This window comes from Pseudomonas entomophila (assembly GCF_029478665.1).
In the GTDB taxonomy this organism is placed as follows: Bacteria; Pseudomonadota; Gammaproteobacteria; order Pseudomonadales; family Pseudomonadaceae; genus Aquipseudomonas; species Aquipseudomonas entomophila_F.
This window is the reverse complement of sequence record NZ_JARPQB010000014.1, coordinates 20,853-41,353: the sequence shown is the minus strand read 5'-3', so window position 1 is coordinate 41,353 and position 20,501 is coordinate 20,853. Positions and strand designations below refer to the sequence as shown.

The following is a 20,501-nucleotide window of genomic DNA, read 5'->3' as shown; positions in this document are numbered from 1 at the left end:
GATTGTGGCGAGCACAAAAAAGGAGAGCCTGAGCTCTCCTTTTTCTGTTCAACAACCGTCAGCGTCAGCCGATGGTCATCAGACTGGCGTTACCACCTGCCGCCGCAGTGTTCACGCTCACCGCCCGCTCGATCACCAGGCGCTCCAGGGCGATCTGGTGATCGCCACTCGAAAGCCCGTGCACGCCGACGATCGCCCCGGCACGCTTGGCCACCTGCTCGCAGATACCGCGCAGCTGGTCGGAGTGACCGTGGTGGATAACCGCGTCGAAGGCCACGTCGTCCTTGTTCCAGTCGGCCACCAGCTTGATCTTCGCTTGCAACTCTTTCGGCAGGCGGGCGCGCACGGTCTTGGCCGGCTCGCCGTCCTGGAACACCGCCGAGCTACCCACCGCCAGTACCGCCGCCAGTTGCGCCAGCAGGTCGGCTTCGTTGTCGGCCAGGCACAGCACGTGTTCGCGCGGCAGCACGGTGTAGGTGTTGCGCTCGCCGGTCGGGCCTGGCAGCACGCGGCTGATACCGCTCTGCGATTGTTCGGCGAACTGCTCGCACAGGGCGGCCAGGTCGCTCATCTGGCTGCCGGCCGCCCAAGTCTTGAGGGTGGTCAGCGGCTTGATCTGCTGGTCGCGCAGGGTGGTGTCGGCCTGGCTGCGCGCATCGTCGGCCTGGAAGTGGCGGGCGATGGCGTCGGCCGGGCGGGTCGACAACAGGCGGTACAGGTACAGCGGGCCACCGGCTTTCGGGCCGGTGCCGGACAGGCCTTCACCACCGAACGGCTGCACACCGACCACGGCACCGACGATGTTGCGGTTGACGTACATGTTGCCGGCGTTGACGTTGTCCACCACCTTGGCGATGGTCTCGTCGATGCGGGTGTGCACGCCCAGGGTCAGGCCGTAGCCGGAGGCGTTGATCTGCTCGATCAGCTGGTCCAGGTCCTTGCGGTTGTAGCGCACCACGTGCAGCACCGGGCCGAAGATCTCGCGCTTGAGCTCGTCGAAGCTTTCCAGCTCGATCAGGGTCGGCATCACGAAGGTGCCGCGCTTGATCTCTTCGCCTTCGGCGATGGCCACCTGGTAGACCGTGCGGCCTTTGTCACGCATGCCCTGGATGTGCTTCTCGATGCCGGCCTTGGCTTCGGCGTCGATCACCGGGCCGATGTCCACGGACAGGCGCTCGGGGTTGCCCAGGCGGCTTTCGGCCATGGCGCCCTTGAGCATTTCGATCACGCGGTCGGCGGAGTCTTCCTGCAGGCACAGCACGCGCAGGGCCGAGCAACGCTGGCCGGCACTGTCGAACGCGGAGGACACCACGTCGATCACCACCTGCTCGGTCAGCGCCGAGGAGTCGACGATCATGGCGTTCTGGCCACCGGTTTCGGCGATCAGCGGGATCGGACGGCCTTGGTTGTCCAGGCGGCCGGCGATGTTGCGCTGCAGTAGGCGGGCGACCTCGGTGGACCCGGTGAACATCACGCCCTTGACGCGCTCGTCACCGACCAGGCCGGCACCGACGGTTTCACCCTGGCCTGGCAGCAGTTGCAGCACGCCTTCGGGGATGCCGGCTTCCAGCAGCAGGCGCACGGCCTGGGCAGCGACCAGCGGGGTCTGTTCGGCCGGCTTGGCCAGCACCGGGTTACCGGCGGCCAGGGCTGCGGCCACCTGGCCGGAGAAGATCGCCAGCGGGAAGTTCCACGGGCTGATGCACACCACCGGACCCAGCGGGCGGCAGTTGTCGTTGCGCAGGTCGTTGCGTGCCTGCACCGCGTAGTAGCGCAGGAAGTCCACGGCCTCGCGCACTTCGGCGATGGCGTTGGCGTAGGTCTTGCCGGCTTCGCGCACCAGCAGGCCCATCAGCGGCTGGATGTCGGCTTCCATCAGGTCGGCGGCGCGTTCGAGGATCGCAGCGCGCTCGGCCGGTGGAGTGGCCTGCCAGATCGGCGCGGCGTTCAGCGCGCACTGGATGGCGTTGTCGACGTCGGCGACGGTGGCTTCCTGCACGTGACCCACGACATCGCGGTGGTCGGCCGGGTTGAGCACCGCGGCGGCGGGCTGCTCGCTGGCGGTGCAACCCAGCAGCGGGGTGGCTTTCCAGTCGTTGTGGGCGGTGGCCAGCAGGGCGCAGGACAGCGACGCCAGGCGGTGTTCGTTGGCCATGTCGATACCGGCCGAGTTGGCTCGCTCGCTGCCATACAGCTCACGCGGCATCGGGATGCGCGGGTGCGGCAGGCCGATGCTGCCTTCCTGGGTGCCCATGCGCTCGATGCTGGCGACCGGGTCGGCGACCAGTTCCTGGATGGAGATCGAGTGGTCGGCGATGCGGTTGACGAACGAAGTGTTGGCGCCGTTTTCCAGCAGGCGGCGGACCAGGTAGGCCAGCAGGGTTTCGTGGGTGCCGACTGGCGCGTACACGCGGCACGGACGGTTCAGCTTGCCTTCGGAGACCTTGCCTACCACTTGCTCGTACAGGGGTTCGCCCATGCCGTGCAGGCACTGGAACTCGTACTGGCCCGGGTAGTAGTTCTGCCCGGCGATCTGGTAGATGGCCGACAGGGTGTGGGCGTTGTGGGTGGCGAACTGCGGGTAGATGGCTTCCGGTACCGACAGCAGCTTGCGCGCGCAGGCAATGTAGGAGACGTCGGTGTACACCTTGCGGGTGTAGACCGGGTAGCCTTCCAGGCCTTCGACCTGGGCGCGCTTGATCTCGCTGTCCCAGTAGGCGCCTTTCACCAGGCGGATCATCAGGCGGTGGCGGCTGCGCTTGGCCAGGTCGATGACGTAGTCGATCACGTACGGGCAGCGCTTCTGGTAGGCCTGGATAACGAAGCCGATACCGTTCCAGCCGGCCAGCGACGGTTCGAAGCACAGGCGCTCGAGCAGGTCCAGCGACAGCTCCAGGCGGTCAGCTTCCTCGGCGTCGATGTTCAGGCCGATGTCGTATTGCTTGGCCAGCAGCGTGAGCGACAGCAGGCGCGGGTACAGCTCGTTCATCACGCGCTCGTACTGGGCACGGCTGTAGCGCGGGTGCAGGGCCGAGAGCTTGATCGAGATGCCCGGCCCTTCATAGATGCCGCGGCCGTGGGACGCCTTGCCGATCGAGTGGATCGCCTGCTCGTAGGAGGCCAGGTACTTTTGCGCGTCGTGTTCGGTCAGGGCCGCTTCGCCGAGCATGTCATAGCTGTAGCGGAAGCCTTTGGTTTCGAACTTGCTGGCGTTGGCCAGGGCCTCGGCGATGGTTTCGCCGGTGACGAACTGTTCGCCCATCAGGCGCATGGCCATGTCGACGCCCTTGCGGATCATCGGCTCGCCGCTCTTGCCGATGATGCGGGTGAGCGAGGAGGTCAGGCCGGATTCGTTGTGGGTACTGACCAGCTTGCCGGTCAGCAGCAGGCCCCAGGTGGCGGCGTTGACGAACAGCGACGGGCTGTTGCCCAGGTGCGGCTGCCAGTTGCCGGTGCTGATCTTGTCGCGGATCAGCGCGTCACGGGTGCCTTTGTCGGGGATGCGCAGCAGGGCTTCGGCCAGGCACATCAGTGCCACGCCTTCTTGCGAGGACAGTGAGAATTCCTGCAGCAGGCCCTGGACGATGCCGGCGCGGCCACCGGCGCTCTTCTGGTTGCGCAGCTTGTCGGCCAGGCTCGCGGCCAGCTTGTTGGTGGCTTCAGCTTGCGCGGCGGGCAGGCGTGCCTGCTCCAGCAGCATCGGTACCACTTCCTGCTCGGGGCGGCGGTAGGCGGCGGTGATCGCCGAGCGCAGTACCGACTGCGGCAGGATGCTTTCGGCGAACTCCAGGAAGCACTGGTGGGCATGGTCGGCGGCTACTTCGCCAGCGTCGTCGCCGAGGCTGGCAACGTGGCCGTTGAGTTCGTTCAGGGTGGCGCCACCCTCGAGCTTCTCGAGATAGTTGAAGATCGCTTGCTTGATCAACCAGTGCGGCGTGCGGTCGATGGACTGCGCAGCTGCTTTGAGTCGCTCACGGGTCGGGTCGTCGAGTTTGACCCCAAGGGTGGTCGTCGCCATTTCTTATCCTCGTTATTGGCCACGGGCGTGGCCTAAGCTGGAGGCAAGATTAGCCTGTAGGACAATTCGGGTGCAACCGGGTGCAACCCGAAATCTTCGCGGCAAAGGTGCAACTCGTCTGAAGGGCGTTTTTGGATAGCTCAAAGGGGCTGTTTTGGTGCATTTGCTTATGTAAAACGCGATGTTTGCTCCGAAAAGGAGCAAAAAAGAGGCTTTGTCTGAAAAATCATGACTGGGTGCAACTTGCAAATGAAAAATGGTTGCACCTCGTTCATGTTGTTGCATAGGATGCGCCGCCTGGGTGCAACCGTCGTCGTGCACGGCGGTTCGCAAGAGATAAAAACAACGCCAGGGCACAACTCATGGGCAATCCACTAACGATCACCTTCGTGATCTACATTGCGGCAATGGTGCTGATCGGCTTCGCCGCCTATCGCTCCACCAAGAACCTTTCCGACTATATTCTCGGCGGCCGTAGCCTCGGCAGCGTGGTCACCGCGCTTTCCGCCGGCGCATCGGACATGAGCGGCTGGCTGTTGATGGGCCTGCCGGGCGCCATCTATTTCGCGGGCCTTTCCGAGGCCTGGATCGCCATCGGCCTGACCGTCGGCGCCTACCTGAACTGGCTGTTCGTCGCCGGCCGTCTGCGCGTGCAGACCGAGCACAACGGTGACGCCCTGACGCTGCCGGACTACTTCTCCAGCCGCTTCGAAGACCAGACCGGCCTGCTGCGCATCATCTCGGCCATCGTCATCCTGGTGTTCTTCACCATCTACTGCGCCTCCGGCATCGTCGCCGGCGCCCGCCTGTTCGAAAGCACCTTCGGCATGCCGTACGAGACCGCCCTGTGGGCGGGTGCCGCGGCAACCATCGCCTACACCTTCGTCGGCGGCTTCCTGGCGGTGAGCTGGACTGACACCGTGCAGGCCTCGCTGATGATCTTCGCGCTGATCCTGACTCCGGTGATCGTGCTGATCTCCACTGGTGGCTTCGACACCACGTTCATGGCGATCGAGGCGGTGAACCCGGCTCACTTCGACATGTTCAAGGGTGCCACCTTCATCGGCATCATCTCGCTGATGGGCTGGGGGCTGGGCTACTTCGGCCAGCCGCACATCCTGGCGCGCTTCATGGCCGCTGATTCGGTGAAATCGATCGCCAATGCCCGCCGTATCTCCATGACCTGGATGATCCTGTGCCTGGGCGGCACCTGTGCCGTCGGCTTCTTCGGTATCGCCTACTTCTCGGCGCACCCTGATCTGGCGGGTCCGGTCACCGAGAACCACGAGCGCGTGTTCATCGAGCTGGCCAAGATCCTCTTCAACCCATGGATCGCGGGTATTCTGCTGTCGGCCATCCTGGCAGCGGTGATGAGCACCCTGAGCTGCCAGCTGCTGGTGTGCTCGAGCGCCCTGACCGAAGACTTCTACAAGTCGTTCCTGCGCAAGAATGCCTCGCAGAAGGAACTGGTCTGGGTCGGTCGCCTGATGGTGCTGGCCGTAGCCCTGATCGCCATCGCCATGGCCGCCAACCCGGAAAACCGCGTGCTGGGCCTGGTGGCCTACGCCTGGGCGGGCTTCGGTGCCGCCTTCGGTCCGGTGGTGCTGATCTCGGTGCTGTGGAAAGGCATGACCCGCAACGGCGCGCTGGCCGGCATCGTGGTCGGTGCGCTGACCGTGATCCTGTGGAAGAACTACGTGGGCCTGGGCCTGTACGAGATCATTCCGGGCTTCCTGTTCGCCAGCATTGCCATCCTGGTGGTGAGCAAGCTGGGCAGCCCGTCGAAGAGCATGGTTTCGCGTTTTGAAACCGCTGACGCGGCCTATCACGCCGACAAGTGATCTTCGAGCGGTTCGCCGGCAAGCCGGCTCCTACAAGATGACGCTGTGCTTGTAGGGGCCGGCTTGCCGGCGAACGCTTCAGTACCGATCGACCGCCGCACCTGACGACGCCGTCGCGACAAGGTAAACTTGCCGCCCCCGCAGGAGTCGCCATGAACTATCGTCACGCCTTCCACGCCGGCAACCACGCCGACGTCCTCAAGCACATCGTGCTCACCCGCCTCATCGCCCTGATGTCGCGCAAGGAGCAGCCGTTCGCCTACATCGACACCCATGCCGGCCTCGGTCTCTATGACCTGCAAGGCGACCAGGCGAGCCGTACCGGCGAATACCTCGAAGGTGTCGCCCGCTTGTGGAATCGCGACGATCTGCCGGAAATGACCGCCGACTACCTGCGCATCATCAAGCGCCTGAACCAGGACGGTGAGCTGCGCTACTACCCTGGTTCCCCTGAGCTGGCCCGGCGCTTGATGCGTCAGCAGGATCGTGCCCTGCTCAACGAGAAGCACCCTGAAGACGGGGCGCTGCTCAAGGAAAACATGAAGAAGGACCCACGGGTGACCGTGCACCTGGGTGAAGGCTGGCATATTCCGCGGGCACTGCTGCCGGTGCAGGAAAAGCGCGCGATCATGCTGATCGACCCGCCGTTCGAGCAGGCCGACGAGCTCAAGCGTTGCACCGTGGCCATGAAAGAGGCGATCGGTCGCATGCGCCAGACCGTCGCGGCTATCTGGTACCCGATCAAGGACCAGCGCTCGCTGACCCGCTTCTACCAGGACCTGACCAGCACGGGCGCACCCAAACTGCTGCGGGTCGAACTGTATGTGCATCACCAGGACAGCCCGCAGGGCCTGAACGGTTCGGGCCTGGCGATCGCCAACCCGCCCTGGGGCCTGGAGGACGAACTCAAGGCGCTGCTGCCCTGGCTCGCCAAGGAGCTGGCGCAGACCGATGGCAGCTTCCGCATGGACTGGCTGATCGCGGAATAAACCGCGGCGCGTGCTCTTGTAGGAGCGGCCTTGTGCCGCGAAAGGGCTGCGCAGCAGCCCCGCGATTTCGATGGCGAAGCTGAAAGCCTGGGGCCGCTTCGCGCCCCTTTCGCGGCACAAGGCCGCTCCTACAAGGGGGCGGTGTGTCCTTGATCTTTGCGTTATAATCCCGCCCTTTAGCCGCCATCCGCCCAAGAGGCCGCTGGCGCATTTCTACCGATTTGAGAGGCTAGACCCTTGGCACTGACGATTCTTGGCCTGTCCGGCGCCCTTAGCCATGACCCTTCCGCGGCCCTGTACATCGACGGCAAGCTGATCGCCGCCGCCGAAGAAGAGCGCTTCGTGCGTGACAAGCATGCGAAGAACCGCATGCCCTACGAGTCGGCGAAGTTCTGCCTGGAGCAGGCCGGCATCAAGCCATCGGACGTTGACGTGGTGGCGATTCCCTTCGCGCCTATCAGCCTGTTCGGCAAGGCCCGCTGGCACTATGCCAAGCGCTACTGGTACGCCCCGGACCGCGCCCTCGACGCGCTGCTGATGGGCAACCGTCGCTACAAGCGCTACCGCAAGAAGATCGTCTGGTGCCTGGAACAACTGGGCTTCGACCCGAAGAAGATCAAGATCGAGCCGGTCGAGCACCACCTCGCCCACGCCTCCAGCGCCTACCACTGCTCGGGCTTCAAGGAGAAGACCGCGATCCTCGGTATCGACGGCAAGGGTGAGTACGCCACCACCTTCTTCGGCTACGGCGAAAACGGCAAGATCCACAAGATCAAGGAATTCTTCGACCCGGACTCGCTGGGCGGCCTGTATGGCGCGATCACCGAATTCCTCGGCTTCGAGATGCTCGACGGCGAGTTCAAGGTCATGGGCATGGCACCGTACGGCGATGCCAGCAAGTACGACTTCTCGCGCCTGGCCAGCTTCGAAAACGGCGAACTGGTGATCAACACCGAGTACGCCAACGTCATCGGCCTGCGTCGCTATAAAGAGAAAGGCAAGGGCTTCTACTTCTCGCCCAAGCTGATCGAGTGGCTGGGCCCGAAACGCGAAGGCGACATCGCCGACGAACCTTACATCCACTACGCGGCGAGCATGCAGGCGCTGTTCGAGAAACTCGCCCTGCAGATGATCGATCACTATCTGGGCGACACGTTGAAGGAAACCGGCAAGCTGGCCTTCGCCGGCGGCTGTGCGCTGAACGTCAAGCTGAACCAGAAGATCATCGCCCGTGACGACGTGAAAGAGCTGTTCGTCCAGCCGGCTTCCGGTGACGCCGGTACCGCGGTGGGTGCCGCAGCCTACGTTTCTCACGCCCGTGGTGTGCCGGTCGAGAAGATGGAACATGTCTACCTCGGCCCTGCATACTCCAACGAAGACGTGGTCGCCGCCTGTGCCCGCCACCCGAGCCAACCGAAATGGCGCAAGCTCGAGAACATGCCTGAGCAGATCGCCAGGATCATGGTCGATGGCAACCCGGTGGCCTGGTTCCAGGGCCGCATGGAGTTCGGCCCGCGTGCCCTGGGTGGTCGCTCGATCATTGGTTGCCCAAGCGTGGAAGGCGTGGCCGACCGCATCAACCACCAGATCAAGTTCCGCGAGCGCTGGAGGCCTTTCTGCCCGTCGATGCTCGACACCGTGGCGCCGCAGATGATCAAGATCGACCACCCGGCACCGTTCATGACCTTCACCTTCGAAGTGGCTGAAGAGTGGAAGACCCGCGTGCCGGAAGTGGTGCACGAGGACGGCACGTCCCGCGCCCAGGTGCTCAAGCGCGAGTACAACCCGCGTTACTACGACATGATGAAGGCGCTGGAAGACCTGACCGGCAACGGCGTGTCGCTGAACACTTCGCTCAACCGCCGTGGCGAACCCATGATCTGCTCGCCGACCGACGCCCTGAACATGTTCTTCGGCTCGGACCTGCAGTACCTGATCATGGAAGATATCCTGGTGGTCAAGGATGGCGCGGCGCCGTATGACCAGCCGCTCTGAACCACGGATCCTGCAGTTCTGCCATGGCTATGACGGGCCGTTCCTCGATTGCGCCCGTCAATATGCCAGCCTGTTCCAGGGCAGCGGCTACAAGGTCACCACCGTCTTCCTCACCGGAGCAGCCGACGCGCAGGTCGCGGCAGGCTGCGCCTCGGACGAGGTGCTGTTTCTTGAGTTCAGCTCCAAGGCCGTGCGCGGCCTGAAGCTGGGCGCGATCCGGGCGCTGCGCAAGATCGCCGCGCAGCGCAATTTCAGTTTCTGCATCGCTCATCGCTTCAAGCCGATCTACGTGGCACTGCTGGCCACCGGCTTGCCGGTGATCGGCGTACATCACGCCTTCGGCGACTACCAGCGCAAGGGGCGGCGCCTGTTCGCCAACCTGTTCCGCAAGCGCCTGAGCCTGCTGGGGGTGTCGGATGCGGTGCGTGACGACATGCGCCGTTGCCTGGCGCAGTGGCCGGCCGAGCGTATCCAGACCCTGTACAACCGTATCGATGTCGCGGCGTTGCAGGCCACCCTCGTGCCGCGCGACGAGGCACGGCGGGCCCTGGGGCTGGATGAGCAGGCCTGGGTCGTGGGTAATGTCGGGCGCCTGCACCCGGACAAGGATCAGGCCACCTTGCTGCGCGGCTTTGCCGAAGCGCTGCCGGGGCTGCCTGCCGGTGCGCGCCTGGCGATCCTCGGCAAAGGGCGCCTGGAGGCGCAGCTCAAGGCACAGGCAACTGAGCTGGGGGTTGCCGCTCAAGTCGACTTTCTCGGCCAGGTGCCGGATGCCCGTCGCTATTTCCAGGCCTTCGATGTGTTCGCCTTGAGCTCCGACCACGAACCGTTCGGGATGGTCCTGCTCGAGGCGATGGTCGCTGGCGTGCCGGTGCTGGCCACCGCTTGCGGCGGCGCCCGCGAAGTCGTCGAGGGCGTGGGCGTGTTGTTCCCGTTGGGCGACGCCGCGCACCTGGCTCAGGCCCTGAAACATATGGCCGGGCTTGATGAGCAGCAGCGCGCGTTGTGCACCCAGCATATGCTCCAGCGCCTGCATGAACGCTTCAGTGACCAGGCGGTACGCGATGCCTTCTGGCAATTGCCGCACGTGCGCACGCTGGTGGCGGAGGCCTGATGCTCAAGCACATTCAAGCCTGGCGCGAGCGCGGCTGGCAGGTCATCGACGCGGCCGCCTACAACGAGGCCTGGCAGCGTTTCGGTGGCAGCGTGGCCACGCATCCGCTGGTAATCGAGCAACTGGCCGACCTCGCGCAGATCCCGGTGCGTTATCTCGGCTGGGTGCAGGGCGGTGAGCTCAAGGCCGCATTGCCGGCCTGGGGCCGCCATCTGGCGCTGTCCAAGGACGTGCTCAAGCGTCACGGCAAGAAAGGCCTGTTCGACCTGGGTAACGCCGAGATCATCCTGCCGGCCGCCACCGACGCGGCGGCGCCGTTGCGCCATGCCGGGCGTTACCTGTCGGAACTGAACCAGGGGCGCTTCAGTGGCCTGAAGGCGCAACCCGAGCAGTTGGCCATGGCCCGTGCGCACGAAGACCTTTCAAAGAAGTTTCGCTACAACCAGCGACGCGAGCTGCGCCTGCTGGAAGAGGCGGGCGGCCAGGTGCGCCCGATCAGTGACTTCACTGCCACCGAAATCGCTACCCTGTACTGCGACCTGTTCCAGCGTCGCTGGGGCTTCCCGGCCACTGGCGCGGCACGTATGGCAGAGGTGGTCGAGCGCCTGCGCGAGCTGCTGATCGGCTCGGTGTTGTTCCTCGACGGGGCGGCCATTGCCATCCAGCTGGTATACCGGGTCGAGGCGCCCGAGTGGATCAGCGTGGAGTACGTCAATGGCGGTGTCGACCCTGAAACCAAGGCCTTCAGCCCGGGCAGCGTGCTGAGCTTCCTCAACACCCAGGCCGCCTGGGAGGATGCCAACGCTCGCGGCAAGGCACTGCGATTCTCGTTCGGTCGTGCCGATCGCGAATACAAGGACCGTTGGTGCAACGCTGTGCCGGTGTTCCAGTCGTGAGCCGCAAGCAGCAGTTGCTCAAGCGCCACCGGCGTAACAAGCGCCTGGGGTTGCTGGCGGGCCTGCTGATGCTGGTCGCCCTGGGTGTGCTCGTGGCCTGGTGGTTGCCGCTGGTGCTGCTGCCGCTGCTGTGGGCAGTGCACGAAGCGTGGTTCGCCGATCACCTGTTCTACTCGCCGGGTGAAGATTACGCCTACCGTTTCGCTGAGGACACTCGCGAAGCCGCAGCAAGCCTGCAGGGCGATCTTCTGCAAACCGATGTTGCGCTGCAGGGTGACGAGACACTGATCCTTGAAGTCGGTGTCCGCAGCAGTTGGCTCGGTCGTTTCCTCGACCCTCGCGTCGAGCTGCTGGCGGGGGCCGCCAGCGACATGCAAACGTTCGAGCGTGGCGTCAAAGGGGCGCGCTTCCTCAACCTGACGGGGTTGGCCGAACCGCTTATGGCCGGCACGTTGCGCCTGCGTGGTCGGCATTGCCGATTGCAGGGCGCGCCGCGCTTGTGGATAACCCCCGCGGTCGAACTGCGCAAACGCCGGGTGATGGTCATCGCTCCCCATGCCGACGACGCCGAGCTGGCGGCCTACGGCCTCTACAGCCAGGCCGACGAAACCTGGGTGGTCACCCTGACCGCCGGTGAGATCGAGGCCGAACATTATCAGGCCATGGGTCTGGCCAAGGCCGAGGCAGCCAGGCTGAAGGGCCGCCTGCGTGCCTGGGACAGCATCGCCGTTCCGCGTTGGGCCGGCGTGCCGGCGTCGCGTTGCGTGCAGTTGGGCTACTTCTGTCTGCAACTGCCGGCCATGCAGGCCGCGCCGGATCAGTCGATGGGCTCGCGTGAGGCCGACATGGCCGATATTCGCCCGTTCCGCCGATTCAATCCGTTCCCGCTGCCAGCCGATGCCGATGGTGCGCCGACCTGGCACAACCTGCTGGCCGACCTGCGCGCCCTGCTCGAGATGGCGCGGCCCCAGGTGCTGGTGATGCCGCATCCGATGCTGGATCCGCACCCGGACCACATCTGTGCCCAGGCCGCGGTGCTCGAAGCGCTGCAAGGCCTGGCGTGGCAGCCTGAAACCTTGCTGTGCTACGCCAACCACCTGCATGACAACGACCGCTGGCCAATGGGTGACAGCGGTGATGGCGTGGCCTTGCCGCCGCAACTGGAAGCCGTTGAAGCCTGGGCGCCCTGCAGCCTGGTGCTGGACATCGACACCCAGCGTGACAAGGCCATGGCCCTGGGCATGATGCACGACTTGCAACCTGCCCCCCCTTTCAAGCGTCGCCTGCGCCGAGCGTTGCAACGCTGGCTGGCAGGGCGCCGCCCATCGCCGTACGGGGAGAACGAGTTCTTCCGCAAGGCGGTGCGCCGACATGAACTGTTCTGGCGTCGCGACTTGTGAGCGCCCAAGGAAAGCAATGAAAGTCCTATTTCTGGTGCAGAAGGAACAACGGGCGATTCTCGACCGCCTGTACGACGGCGTCGCGGCCAACTGCGACTGCGACCTGCGCTGGCTGTCCAGCGAGGACCAGCGCAACCTGCGCCGTTATTTCAAGCGCGAGGTGGATGTCACGCGTTACGACCGCATCGTGTTCTTCCTGCGTTTCAAGCAGGAAATCCGCCAGGTGGCGTTCATCCGCAGCATCCCCAACCTGGTGATTCTCGAGCATGACGCCTACCAGAACTACATCCCCTGCAAGTACACCGGCAAGTTCAGCGCGCACTACCGCAAGCTGCCGTGGGCGCGGGTCATCAGCTCCGGCTACATGGTCAGCGAGCGCCTGCGCCAGGAAGGTTTCGACGCGGTGTTCGTGCCCAAGGGCTATGACGAGCAATTGCTGACCGACCAGGGCCGCGAGCGCGACATCGAGCTGGCGTTCGTGGGCAGCACCAACAGCGTCGCCTACAGCGGTCGCAAGGCGCTGCTGGACGAGCTGGGGCGAGTGGAGAACCTGGTGGTCACCCGGACCAAGTCGGGCGAAGACTACTGCAACACGCTCAATCGCATCCGCTTCTTCGTCAGTGCCGATGTGGGCATGGGCGAATACATGATCAAGAACTTCGAGGCAATGGCCTGCGGTTGCGTGCTGCTGGCCTATGACCAAGGTGAGCAGGAAAACCGCGCCCTGGGCCTCGAGGACATGCACAACGTCGTGCTCTACGACAGCATCCCGGTATTGCAGGCCAAGTTGCGCCGGTTGCGCGACGAGCCGGAACTGGCGGCGCGCATAGCTGTAAAAGGTTGTGAACTGGCGACTTCCCGCTTCAGTTTTGCCCAGGTCGGCCGTAGCATTGTCGAACACATGAGCCCCGCGCTGCGGCCTCACCCACCGCTGACCCCATGGCAGCGCCTGCGCCTGCAGCTCGGATTCTGAATTTTGATTCGCCCATCCACGATGGGCATGAAGTGTGCCTGCCGCGAGGCGGAGGGAACCCCGTGCGTTTTTCCGATGTAAGTGATGTCACCTTGGTGGTGACGAGTTGCGGGCGTTTCGACCTGCTCAAGGAAACCCTGGAAAGCTTTGACCGGTACAACACCGCGACGGTCCGTGAGGTCTTCATCACCGAAGACTCGGGCAACGATGCGGTGCATGACGCTGTGCCGGAGCACTGGAAAGGGCATTGCACAGTGTTCGTGAACCGCCCCAAGCTGGGCCAACTGGCGTCGATCGACCTGGCCTACAGCCGTGTGCGGACACCGTACATCTTCCATTGCGAGGATGACTGGCGCTTCTATCGCCCGGGGTTCGTCGAGGATTCCCGCGCAATACTTGAAGTCAGCCCGCACCTGCTTCAGGTCTGGCTGCGCAGCCACGCCCACGACCTGGCCATCCACAGCCCGTACATCCACCTGGGTGATCGCCAGGTGATCGCTGGCGTGCCTTGCTACCCTCTGATCTCGGAGAAAGCCGAGTGGCAGGCCTTCTCGCTCAACCCGGGGTTGCGGCGCTTGAGCGATTATCAAAGCTGTGCGCCATACGCGGCCTATTCTGGTGAGAAGGCGCTGTCACGTCGTTATGCCGAGTTGAACCTGACAGCCGTGACCCTTGAGGGTGACGCGGTGTTGCATACTGGCTTCGGCATGCACGTGACCGTGCCGGAAGAGGTTCAACGCAAGGTCCGCCGTCGGCAACGGGATCGGTTGAAGTTTGCGCTATCGTCGTTGCTCGGGCTGGTGGTTGGGCTGGGGATCGGTTTCCTGGCCCATTGATACGGCTCATACGAGGCCCACGGACTCCTGGAAGGGGCGCAATGCCGTTGAATATCGTCAATGTGATGTGGTCGGGCGGTTCGCCGTACATGTCCATACACAAGGTCCATCGGGATCTTCTGGTTCATGCGCACTCGGGCGCGCAGGTTTGCAACTGGTTGTTGCTCGGTGACGGTCTGTGCAGCAGTTTCGGGCAGGTGCGTAGTTGGCATTTGCCGCAGCGTCTACTCAAGGGGCGCATGCCTTACGTGCTGGCGATGCCGTGGCTCCGTTGGCGCCTGCGCAAGGCGTTGGTCGAGGCGTCGGTGGAGTTGCTGGTGCTGGATGGACTGGGTGTGGCCCGGCTGCTGTTGCCGCTCGTCCGGCAAATGCCGGATGTGCGGGTCACCGTGCTGTTCCACGGCAAGACGCGTCTGAGCACACGCGATGTCAGGCTGTTTCGCAGCCTGCCACCCGAGCAACTGAGTATCGCGGCCGTCTCCGCGACGTTGGCGCATTCGCTTGAACAGGGGCTTGGTTGCCCGGTGGGCACCTTGCGCATGGCCCTGGACCCTCAGGTATTCACCCAGCAGTTGCTGGGTCGGGAAGGGGCTCGCCAGGCGCTGGCGCTTCCGCTGCAAGGGCCTTTGCTGGGCGCTGTGGGGCGCCTGGTCGAGGGCAAGGGCTTCGAAATGCTGATCGAGGCATTCGCCCAGGTGCGGGAGCGTCAACCCGATTTGCGTCTGGCCATTCTTGGCGACGGTCCGCTACGCGCTCGGCTGGAGGCGCAGGTCAAGACCCTTGGTGTCGAGAGTAGCGTGTACTTCGGCGGGCATCGTGATGACCTGATCCGGCTGTACCCGGCATTCGACTGGTTGTTGGTGCCTTCCCGCTCGGAGGGGCTTGGCTTGGTGGTGCAGGAGGCCGTGCTGTCAGGCGTACCGGTGTTCTGCAGCGACTTGCCGGTGTTTCGCGAGCAGTTGGGCGAGGCGGGATGCTACCTGCCCGTTGGTGATCTGGCTGCCTGGGCCGACGCGATCGGCCAATGTGGCCGGCGCGATGCGGCTGCCCAGGCCCGCGAGCAGTGGCGGGCCATGGCACCGCAAGAGCGATGGGAGGCTTTCAAGGAAGGTTCGGCCGGCCTGCTGAAGCGCTGAGGCTCAGTGTTGCGAGAGCGCCGCCTCGAACGCTTCCAGAGGGAACTCGTTGGCGAGCCGTTCACGCTCGATGTAACGCACCATGTGGCGAACGTTGCGCCTTACCATCCGCAACGACAGCGGGGCGCGCAGGAAGCGCATGTCAGCGACGTCGATCAACCCCAGGACCCCCTCGGGGGTTTCCACCACATTGCCCAGGTGCAGCGAGCGGAAGTAGATGCCTGAACGGTGCATCCGGCGAACCAGGTCCACCAGCCGTGGCAAGTGCTGCTCCCAATCGAAATTGCCCTCGCGCGACAGCTGTAGCAGGGTTCGCCCCGGGAGCGGGCGGTAGAGCACGGCCGTGCGGCCTGGCAGCGCCAGCTTGTGATGGCTGATCACCTCCAGGGTTGGAAAGCCCAGTTGTGTGAGGTGAAGGGCGTTGTCGACGAAGCGTTGCGAATACGGTCGTAGCAATGCGGATGAAATCAGGCGCTTGCGACGAAAAACCTTGAGGATGTTTCCATCCCCGAGCAGGTAGACTTTGGCGCCATGGCTGTCTGCTTCAAGAATCTTGGCGCCGTGTGTCAGCTGATCGAAGTCGACCTGAGTTAGCCGGGAGCATTGCATTGGGGTGGCCTTGTCTTCTGGGCAAGCAAAATGACCGGCCATAATGCCGAAAATTACCTGGACGCGCCATGCGGGTGTGAGTTCGATTCATCGGGGGGAGACTGATGTTCTACGAAAAGCGCTGGGTGCAAGCCTGGTTGGGGTTGGGGCTTGCCTGGTTCCTGGCGGCGATTGCGCTGGCACCGAGCAACAAGCTGTACCAGCAGGGGCTGGTGCTGTTCCTGTGGTTACCGACCTTGTTGCTGGCCTGGCCGGCCCGGCACGTGTTCGCCCAGGCGTGGCGCCGACAGCGTGCCTTGTGGGCCAGTATTGCCTTGTTGCTGGCCTGGAGTGCCATGACGCTGGTCTGGTCCTCCACCGAGGAAGGCTCGCGCGAAGTCAAGCGCCTGCTGTACATCCTGGTATTTCTGATGGCTTTCCCGTTGCTGGCGCAGTTGGGGGAGGGGCGTTGCCGCGTGCTTTTGCGCGTTGGCGGGGTGCTGCTGGCCATCGCGGCGCTGGTATCGATCATTCGCTTCTACAGTGTGATTGGCTATCCGTTCAATGCCCGGCTTGAGGGGATCGGGGAGATCTCCCACCCGATTCTCGGTGCCTATGTCATCGGCGCGGCGATCATCTGGTTGTTGTACGACTGCCCTCGTAATCGGGGGCTGCAATTGGGGTGGTTGGCGGCACTCGCGTGCCTGGGGGCGTTTGTCGCGTTCACTCAAAGCCGTGGCGCGCTCCTGTCGGTGGCGCTTACTGTCCTGCTTGCGCCGCTCTGGTTGCGTAGTCGCTACAGTGGTGCCCTTGCCGTGGGCGTATTGGTCGCGGGGAGTGCCGCAACCTACATGGCTTATGACTTGATCATGCAGCGGGGCTCGTCGTACCGCCCGGAGATATTCCAGGTGTCCCTGCAAATGATCGCCGAGCATCCCTGGGCCGGGCTTGGTCTGGGGGCGTTCTATCGGGTCGAGGCTGCCGGCCTGCAGTTCGACCATACCCACAACATGTTCACCCATGTTGCCGTCGAACTCGGTCTGCCGGGCATGCTGCTGTGGATCGCGGTATGGCTGTTCACCCTGGGCGAGATCATCCGCGCGCGCTCGACGCCGTTCGGCAAGGTGCTGTTGAGCCTGTGGGTGTTCTCCACCCTGGCGATGCAGTTCGACGCCGCAAGCCTGACGGGCACGCCACGAGCCGAATGGTTCATCAGCTGGCTGCCGGTGGGGTTGGCGATGTTGTTGCCCGGAGCGCGGCCGGCTGACAAGCCTGTGGTAAAATCACCGGTTCAACCTGTACAGCGAGCTTGACGATGGCCGAAACACCGCGCCCTGCGGAAAACTCCTCCAGCCTGAAGATCTACTTCAGGCTGCTGAGCTATGTGAAACCCTACATCGGCATCTTCCTGCTGAGCATCGTGGGCTTCGTGATCTTCGCCTCCACCCAGCCCATGCTGGCCGGGATCCTCAAGTACTTCGTCGACGGCCTGAGCAACCCGGAGGCCGTGCTGTTCCCCAATGTGCCCTACTTGCGCGACCTGCAATTGCTGCAGGCGGTGCCGCTGCTGATCATCCTGATCGCCGCCTGGCAGGGCCTGGGCTCGTTCCTGGGCAACTACTTCCTGGCCAAGGTATCGCTCTGCCTGGTGCATGACCTGCGTGTCGAACTGTTCAACAAGCTGCTGGTGCTGCCCAACCGCTATTTCGACAACCACAACTCCGGCCACCTGATCTCGCGTATCACCTTCAATGTGACGATGGTCACCGGCGCGGCGACCGACGCGATCAAGGTCGTGATCCGCGAAGGCCTGACGGTGGTGTTCCTGTTCCTCTACCTGCTGTGGATGAACTGGCAACTCACGTTGGTGATGCTCGCCATCCTGCCGGTCATCGCGGTGATGGTCAGCACGGCCAGCAAGAAATTCCGCAAGCAGAGCAAGAAGATCCAGGTGGCCATGGGCGACGTGACCCATGTCGCCTCCGAGACCATCCAGGGTTACCGGGTGGTGCGCAGCTTCGGGGGTGAGCGCTACGAGGAAGGCCGTTTCAACAAGGCCAGCCAGAGCAACACCGACAAGCAACTGCGCATGACCAAGACCGGCGCCCTGTACACGCCACTGCTGCAACTGGTGATCTACACCGCCATGGCCGTGTTGATGTTCCTGGTGTTGTTCCTGCGTGGCGAAGCCTCGGCCGGGGACCTGGTCGCCTACATCACCGCCGCCGGCCTGCTGCCCAAGCCTATTCGCCAGCTTTCCGAGGTCAGCTCGACCATCCAGAAGGGCCTGGCGGGTGCCGAGAGCATCTTCGAGCAGTTGGACGAACAGCCCGAGGTCGACAGCGGTACTGTCGAGAAGCAGCGAGTCGAGGGTCGCCTGGAGGTGCGCAACCTCAGCTTCACCTACCCCGGTACCGAGCGCCAGGTACTCAGCGATATCAGCTTCACCGCCGAGCCGGGCCAGATGATCGCCCTGGTGGGGCGCTCCGGCAGTGGCAAGTCGACGCTCGCGGCATTGATCCCGCGCTTCTATCACCATAGCGAAGGGCAGATCCTGCTCGATGGCGTGGAGATCGAGCAGTATCGCCTGCGCAACTTGCGCCAGCATGTGTCACAGGTGACCCAGCATGTGACCCTGTTCAACGACACGGTAGCCAACAACATCGCCTACGGCGACCTTGCCGGTGCGCCGCGCGAGGACATCGAGGCCGCGGCGGCGGATGCCTATGCCAAGGAGTTCGTCGACCAGTTGCCCAAAGGCTTCGACACTGAAGTGGGCGAGAACGGCGTGCTGCTGTCCGGTGGTCAGCGCCAGCGCCTGGCGATTGCCCGGGCACTGCTGAAGAACGCGCCATTGCTGATCCTCGACGAGGCGACCTCGGCCCTCGACACCGAGTCCGAGCGCCATATCCAGGCAGCCCTGGATCATGTCATGCAGGGGCGCACCACGCTGGTGATCGCCCACCGGCTGTCGACCATCGAGAAGGCAGACATGATCCTGGTGATGGACCAGGGCCGCTTGGTGGAGCGCGGCACCCACACCGAGCTGCTCGCGGCCAATGGCTATTATGCCCGCCTGCACGCCATGGGGCTGGATGCGCCGGAAAACGCCGACATCACCTGACCCCTCCGATATTCGGGGTCTGCAAGGCCCCGATCATCACCACGATGAGTTCAGATGCAGGTGGCCGTAAAGCCATCCTCGCCCCTGTGCTAATATCCTGCCCCTGTTCACTTTTTCATATGGGTTGCCCATGAAGTTGTCCATGCCGCGTTTCGATCAAGCCCCGGTATTGGTGGTCGGCGATGTCATGCTCGACCGCTACTGGCATGGCGGTACTTCACGTATTTCGCCCGAGGCGCCAGTGCCGGTGGTCAAGGTCGACCAGATCGAGGATCGCCCCGGTGGCGCGGCCAACGTGGCCTTGAACATTGCCGCCCTCGGCGCGCCCGCCTCGCTGGTCGGTGTCACCGGTCAGGACGAGGCTGCCGACAGCCTCGCCAACAGCCTGCAGGCCGCCGGCGTGCGTTCGATCTTCCAGCGCATCGCCCACCAGCCGACCATCGTCAAGCTGCGGGTCATGAGCCGGCACCAGCAGTTGCTGCGCATCGATTTCGAAGAGCCTTTCGCCACCGACCCCTTGTCGCTGGGGGAGGAAGTCGAAGCGCTGCTCGAAGGTGTCAAGGTCCTGGTCCTCTCTGACTATGGCAAGGGTGCGCTGCGCAATCATCAGGCACTGATCCAGGCCGCTCGCCAGAAGCAGATCCCGGTCCTGGCCGACCCCAAGGGCAAGGACTTCTCGATCTACCGTGGCGCCAGCCTGATCACCCCGAACCTGAGCGAGTTCGAAACGATCGTCGGGCGCTGCGCCGACGAGTCTGAGCTGGTCGCCAAAGGCTTGAAGCTGCTGGAAGAGCTGGACCTTGGCGCCTTGCTGGTGACCCGTGGCGAGCATGGCATGACCTTGTTGCGCGTCGGCCATCCCGCCCTGCACCTGCCGGCCCGTGCCCGTGAAGTGTTCGATGTGACCGGTGCCGGTGATACCGTGATCTCGACCCTTGCCGCCGCCATTGCCGCTGGCGAGGACCTGCCCCATGCGGTCGCCCTGGCCAACCTGGCGGCCGGCATCGTGGTTGGCAAGCTCGGTACCGCCGCCATCAGTGCCCCTGAACTGCGCCGGGCCATCCAGCGCGAAGAGGGTTCGGAGCGTGGGGTGCTGAGCCTGGAGCAGCTGTTGCTGGCCATCGACGATGCCCGCGCGCACAACGAGACAATCGTCTTCACCAACGGCTGCTTCGATATTCTTCACGCGGGCCACGTAACTTACCTGGAGCAGGCACGCGCCCAGGGCGACCGCCTGATCGTCGCGATCAACGACGATGCCTCGGTCAGCCGCCTGAAAGGGCCAGGCCGGCCGATCAACAGCGTCGACCGGCGCATGGCCGTGCTGGCTGGCCTGGGGGCGGTGGACTGGGTGATCAGCTTCCCCGAAGCCACGCCGGAAAACCTGCTGCGCCAGGTCAAGCCGGACGTGTTGGTCAAGGGCGGCGACTATGGCATCGACCAGGTGGTCGGCGCCGATATCGTCAAGGCCTATGGCGGCACGGTGAAGGTGCTGGGGCTGGTGGAAAACAGCTCGACCACGGCCATCGTCGAGAAGATCCGCAAGCACTGACATCGACCTTCCTGTAGGAGCCAGCCTTGCTGGCGAACC

General features: G+C 64.1%; 13 protein-coding genes and 1 pseudogene. 12 read left to right on the top strand and 2 right to left on the bottom strand.

Translation table 11 applies throughout. The features are described from left to right. Nucleotides 1-64: 64 nt before the first annotated feature. Nucleotides 65-4,018 carry a trifunctional transcriptional regulator/proline dehydrogenase/L-glutamate gamma-semialdehyde dehydrogenase gene (gene putA, locus P5705_RS09655; protein ID WP_277460599.1) on the bottom strand — a complete coding sequence of 1,318 codons (3,954 nt, stop codon included), beginning with the start codon at nt 4,016-4,018 and terminating at the stop codon, nt 65-67. 362 nt (nt 4,019-4,380) lie between these two features. On the opposite strand from putA, the gene putP reads away from it, so the two are divergent. The 9 genes from putP (at nt 4,381) to P5705_RS09610 (ending at nt 15,198) form a co-directional block, all read left to right on the top strand. Next, nucleotides 4,381-5,859, top strand: a complete 1,479-nt coding sequence (putP, locus tag P5705_RS09650) for a sodium/proline symporter PutP (protein ID WP_277460598.1) — start codon at nt 4,381-4,383, stop codon at nt 5,857-5,859. A 152-nt stretch (nt 5,860-6,011) separates the two neighbouring features. Next, nucleotides 6,012-6,848, top strand: coding sequence for a 23S rRNA (adenine(2030)-N(6))-methyltransferase RlmJ (locus P5705_RS09645; protein WP_277460597.1), 837 nt, complete (start codon nt 6,012-6,014; stop codon nt 6,846-6,848). Between the two features lie 237 nt (nt 6,849-7,085). After that, entirely contained in the window at nt 7,086-8,843 is a 1,758-nt protein-coding gene (locus tag P5705_RS09640; protein WP_277460596.1) for a carbamoyltransferase family protein, read from the top strand. Beyond that, a complete protein-coding gene (locus P5705_RS09635; RefSeq protein WP_277460595.1) occupies nt 8,827-9,957 on the top strand; it encodes a glycosyltransferase in 1,131 nt (376 codons plus the stop codon). The genes P5705_RS09640 and P5705_RS09635 overlap by 17 nt, the downstream gene beginning before the upstream one ends. Continuing rightward, nucleotides 9,957-10,853 (top strand): antimicrobial resistance protein Mig-14, encoded by an 897-nt coding sequence (locus tag P5705_RS09630; protein WP_277460593.1) that lies wholly within the window; start codon nt 9,957-9,959, stop codon nt 10,851-10,853. Before P5705_RS09635 ends, P5705_RS09630 begins: the two co-directional genes overlap by 1 nt. After that, nucleotides 10,850-12,253 carry a PIG-L deacetylase family protein gene (locus tag P5705_RS09625; RefSeq protein WP_277460592.1) on the top strand — a complete coding sequence of 468 codons (1,404 nt, stop codon included), beginning with the start codon at nt 10,850-10,852 and terminating at the stop codon, nt 12,251-12,253. The genes P5705_RS09630 and P5705_RS09625 overlap by 4 nt, the downstream gene beginning before the upstream one ends. A gap of 16 nt (nt 12,254-12,269) precedes the next feature. Further along, the gene (locus P5705_RS09620; protein ID WP_277460591.1) at nt 12,270-13,226 is read left to right on the top strand and encodes a glycosyltransferase; all 957 of its coding nucleotides are present in this window, start codon (nt 12,270-12,272) and stop codon (nt 13,224-13,226) included. A 62-nt stretch (nt 13,227-13,288) separates the two neighbouring features. Then, the gene (locus P5705_RS09615) at nt 13,289-14,062 is read left to right on the top strand and encodes a glycosyltransferase family 2 protein (protein ID WP_277460590.1); all 774 of its coding nucleotides are present in this window, start codon (nt 13,289-13,291) and stop codon (nt 14,060-14,062) included. Between the two features lie 47 nt (nt 14,063-14,109). Continuing rightward, nucleotides 14,110-15,198 (top strand): glycosyltransferase, encoded by a 1,089-nt coding sequence (locus P5705_RS09610; protein WP_277460633.1) that lies wholly within the window; start codon nt 14,110-14,112, stop codon nt 15,196-15,198. A 3-nt stretch (nt 15,199-15,201) separates the two neighbouring features. Here the strand turns inward: P5705_RS09610 and P5705_RS09605 are convergent, their stop codons facing one another. Then, on the bottom strand, nt 15,202-15,807 hold the full coding sequence (locus P5705_RS09605; RefSeq protein WP_277460589.1) for a toluene tolerance protein: 606 nt from the start codon (nt 15,805-15,807) through the stop codon (nt 15,202-15,204). Nucleotides 15,808-15,911: 104 nt separating this feature from the next. On the opposite strand from P5705_RS09605, the pseudogene P5705_RS09600 reads away from it, so the two are divergent. The 3 genes and pseudogenes from P5705_RS09600 to hldE all read left to right on the top strand — a co-directional run. Then, nucleotides 15,912-17,083 (top strand): annotated as a pseudogene (locus P5705_RS09600) (O-antigen ligase family protein); the annotation flags it as partial. Nucleotides 17,084-17,101: 18 nt separating this feature from the next. After that, nucleotides 17,102-18,910 (top strand): lipid A export permease/ATP-binding protein MsbA, encoded by a 1,809-nt coding sequence (gene msbA, locus P5705_RS09595; RefSeq protein ID WP_277460587.1) that lies wholly within the window; start codon nt 17,102-17,104, stop codon nt 18,908-18,910. 130 nt (nt 18,911-19,040) lie between these two features. Next, complete coding sequence (gene hldE, locus P5705_RS09590) at nt 19,041-20,462, top strand: bifunctional D-glycero-beta-D-manno-heptose-7-phosphate kinase/D-glycero-beta-D-manno-heptose 1-phosphate adenylyltransferase HldE (protein WP_277460586.1); 1,422 nt, start codon at nt 19,041-19,043, stop codon at nt 20,460-20,462. The last annotated feature ends 39 nt before the right edge of the window (nt 20,463-20,501 follow it).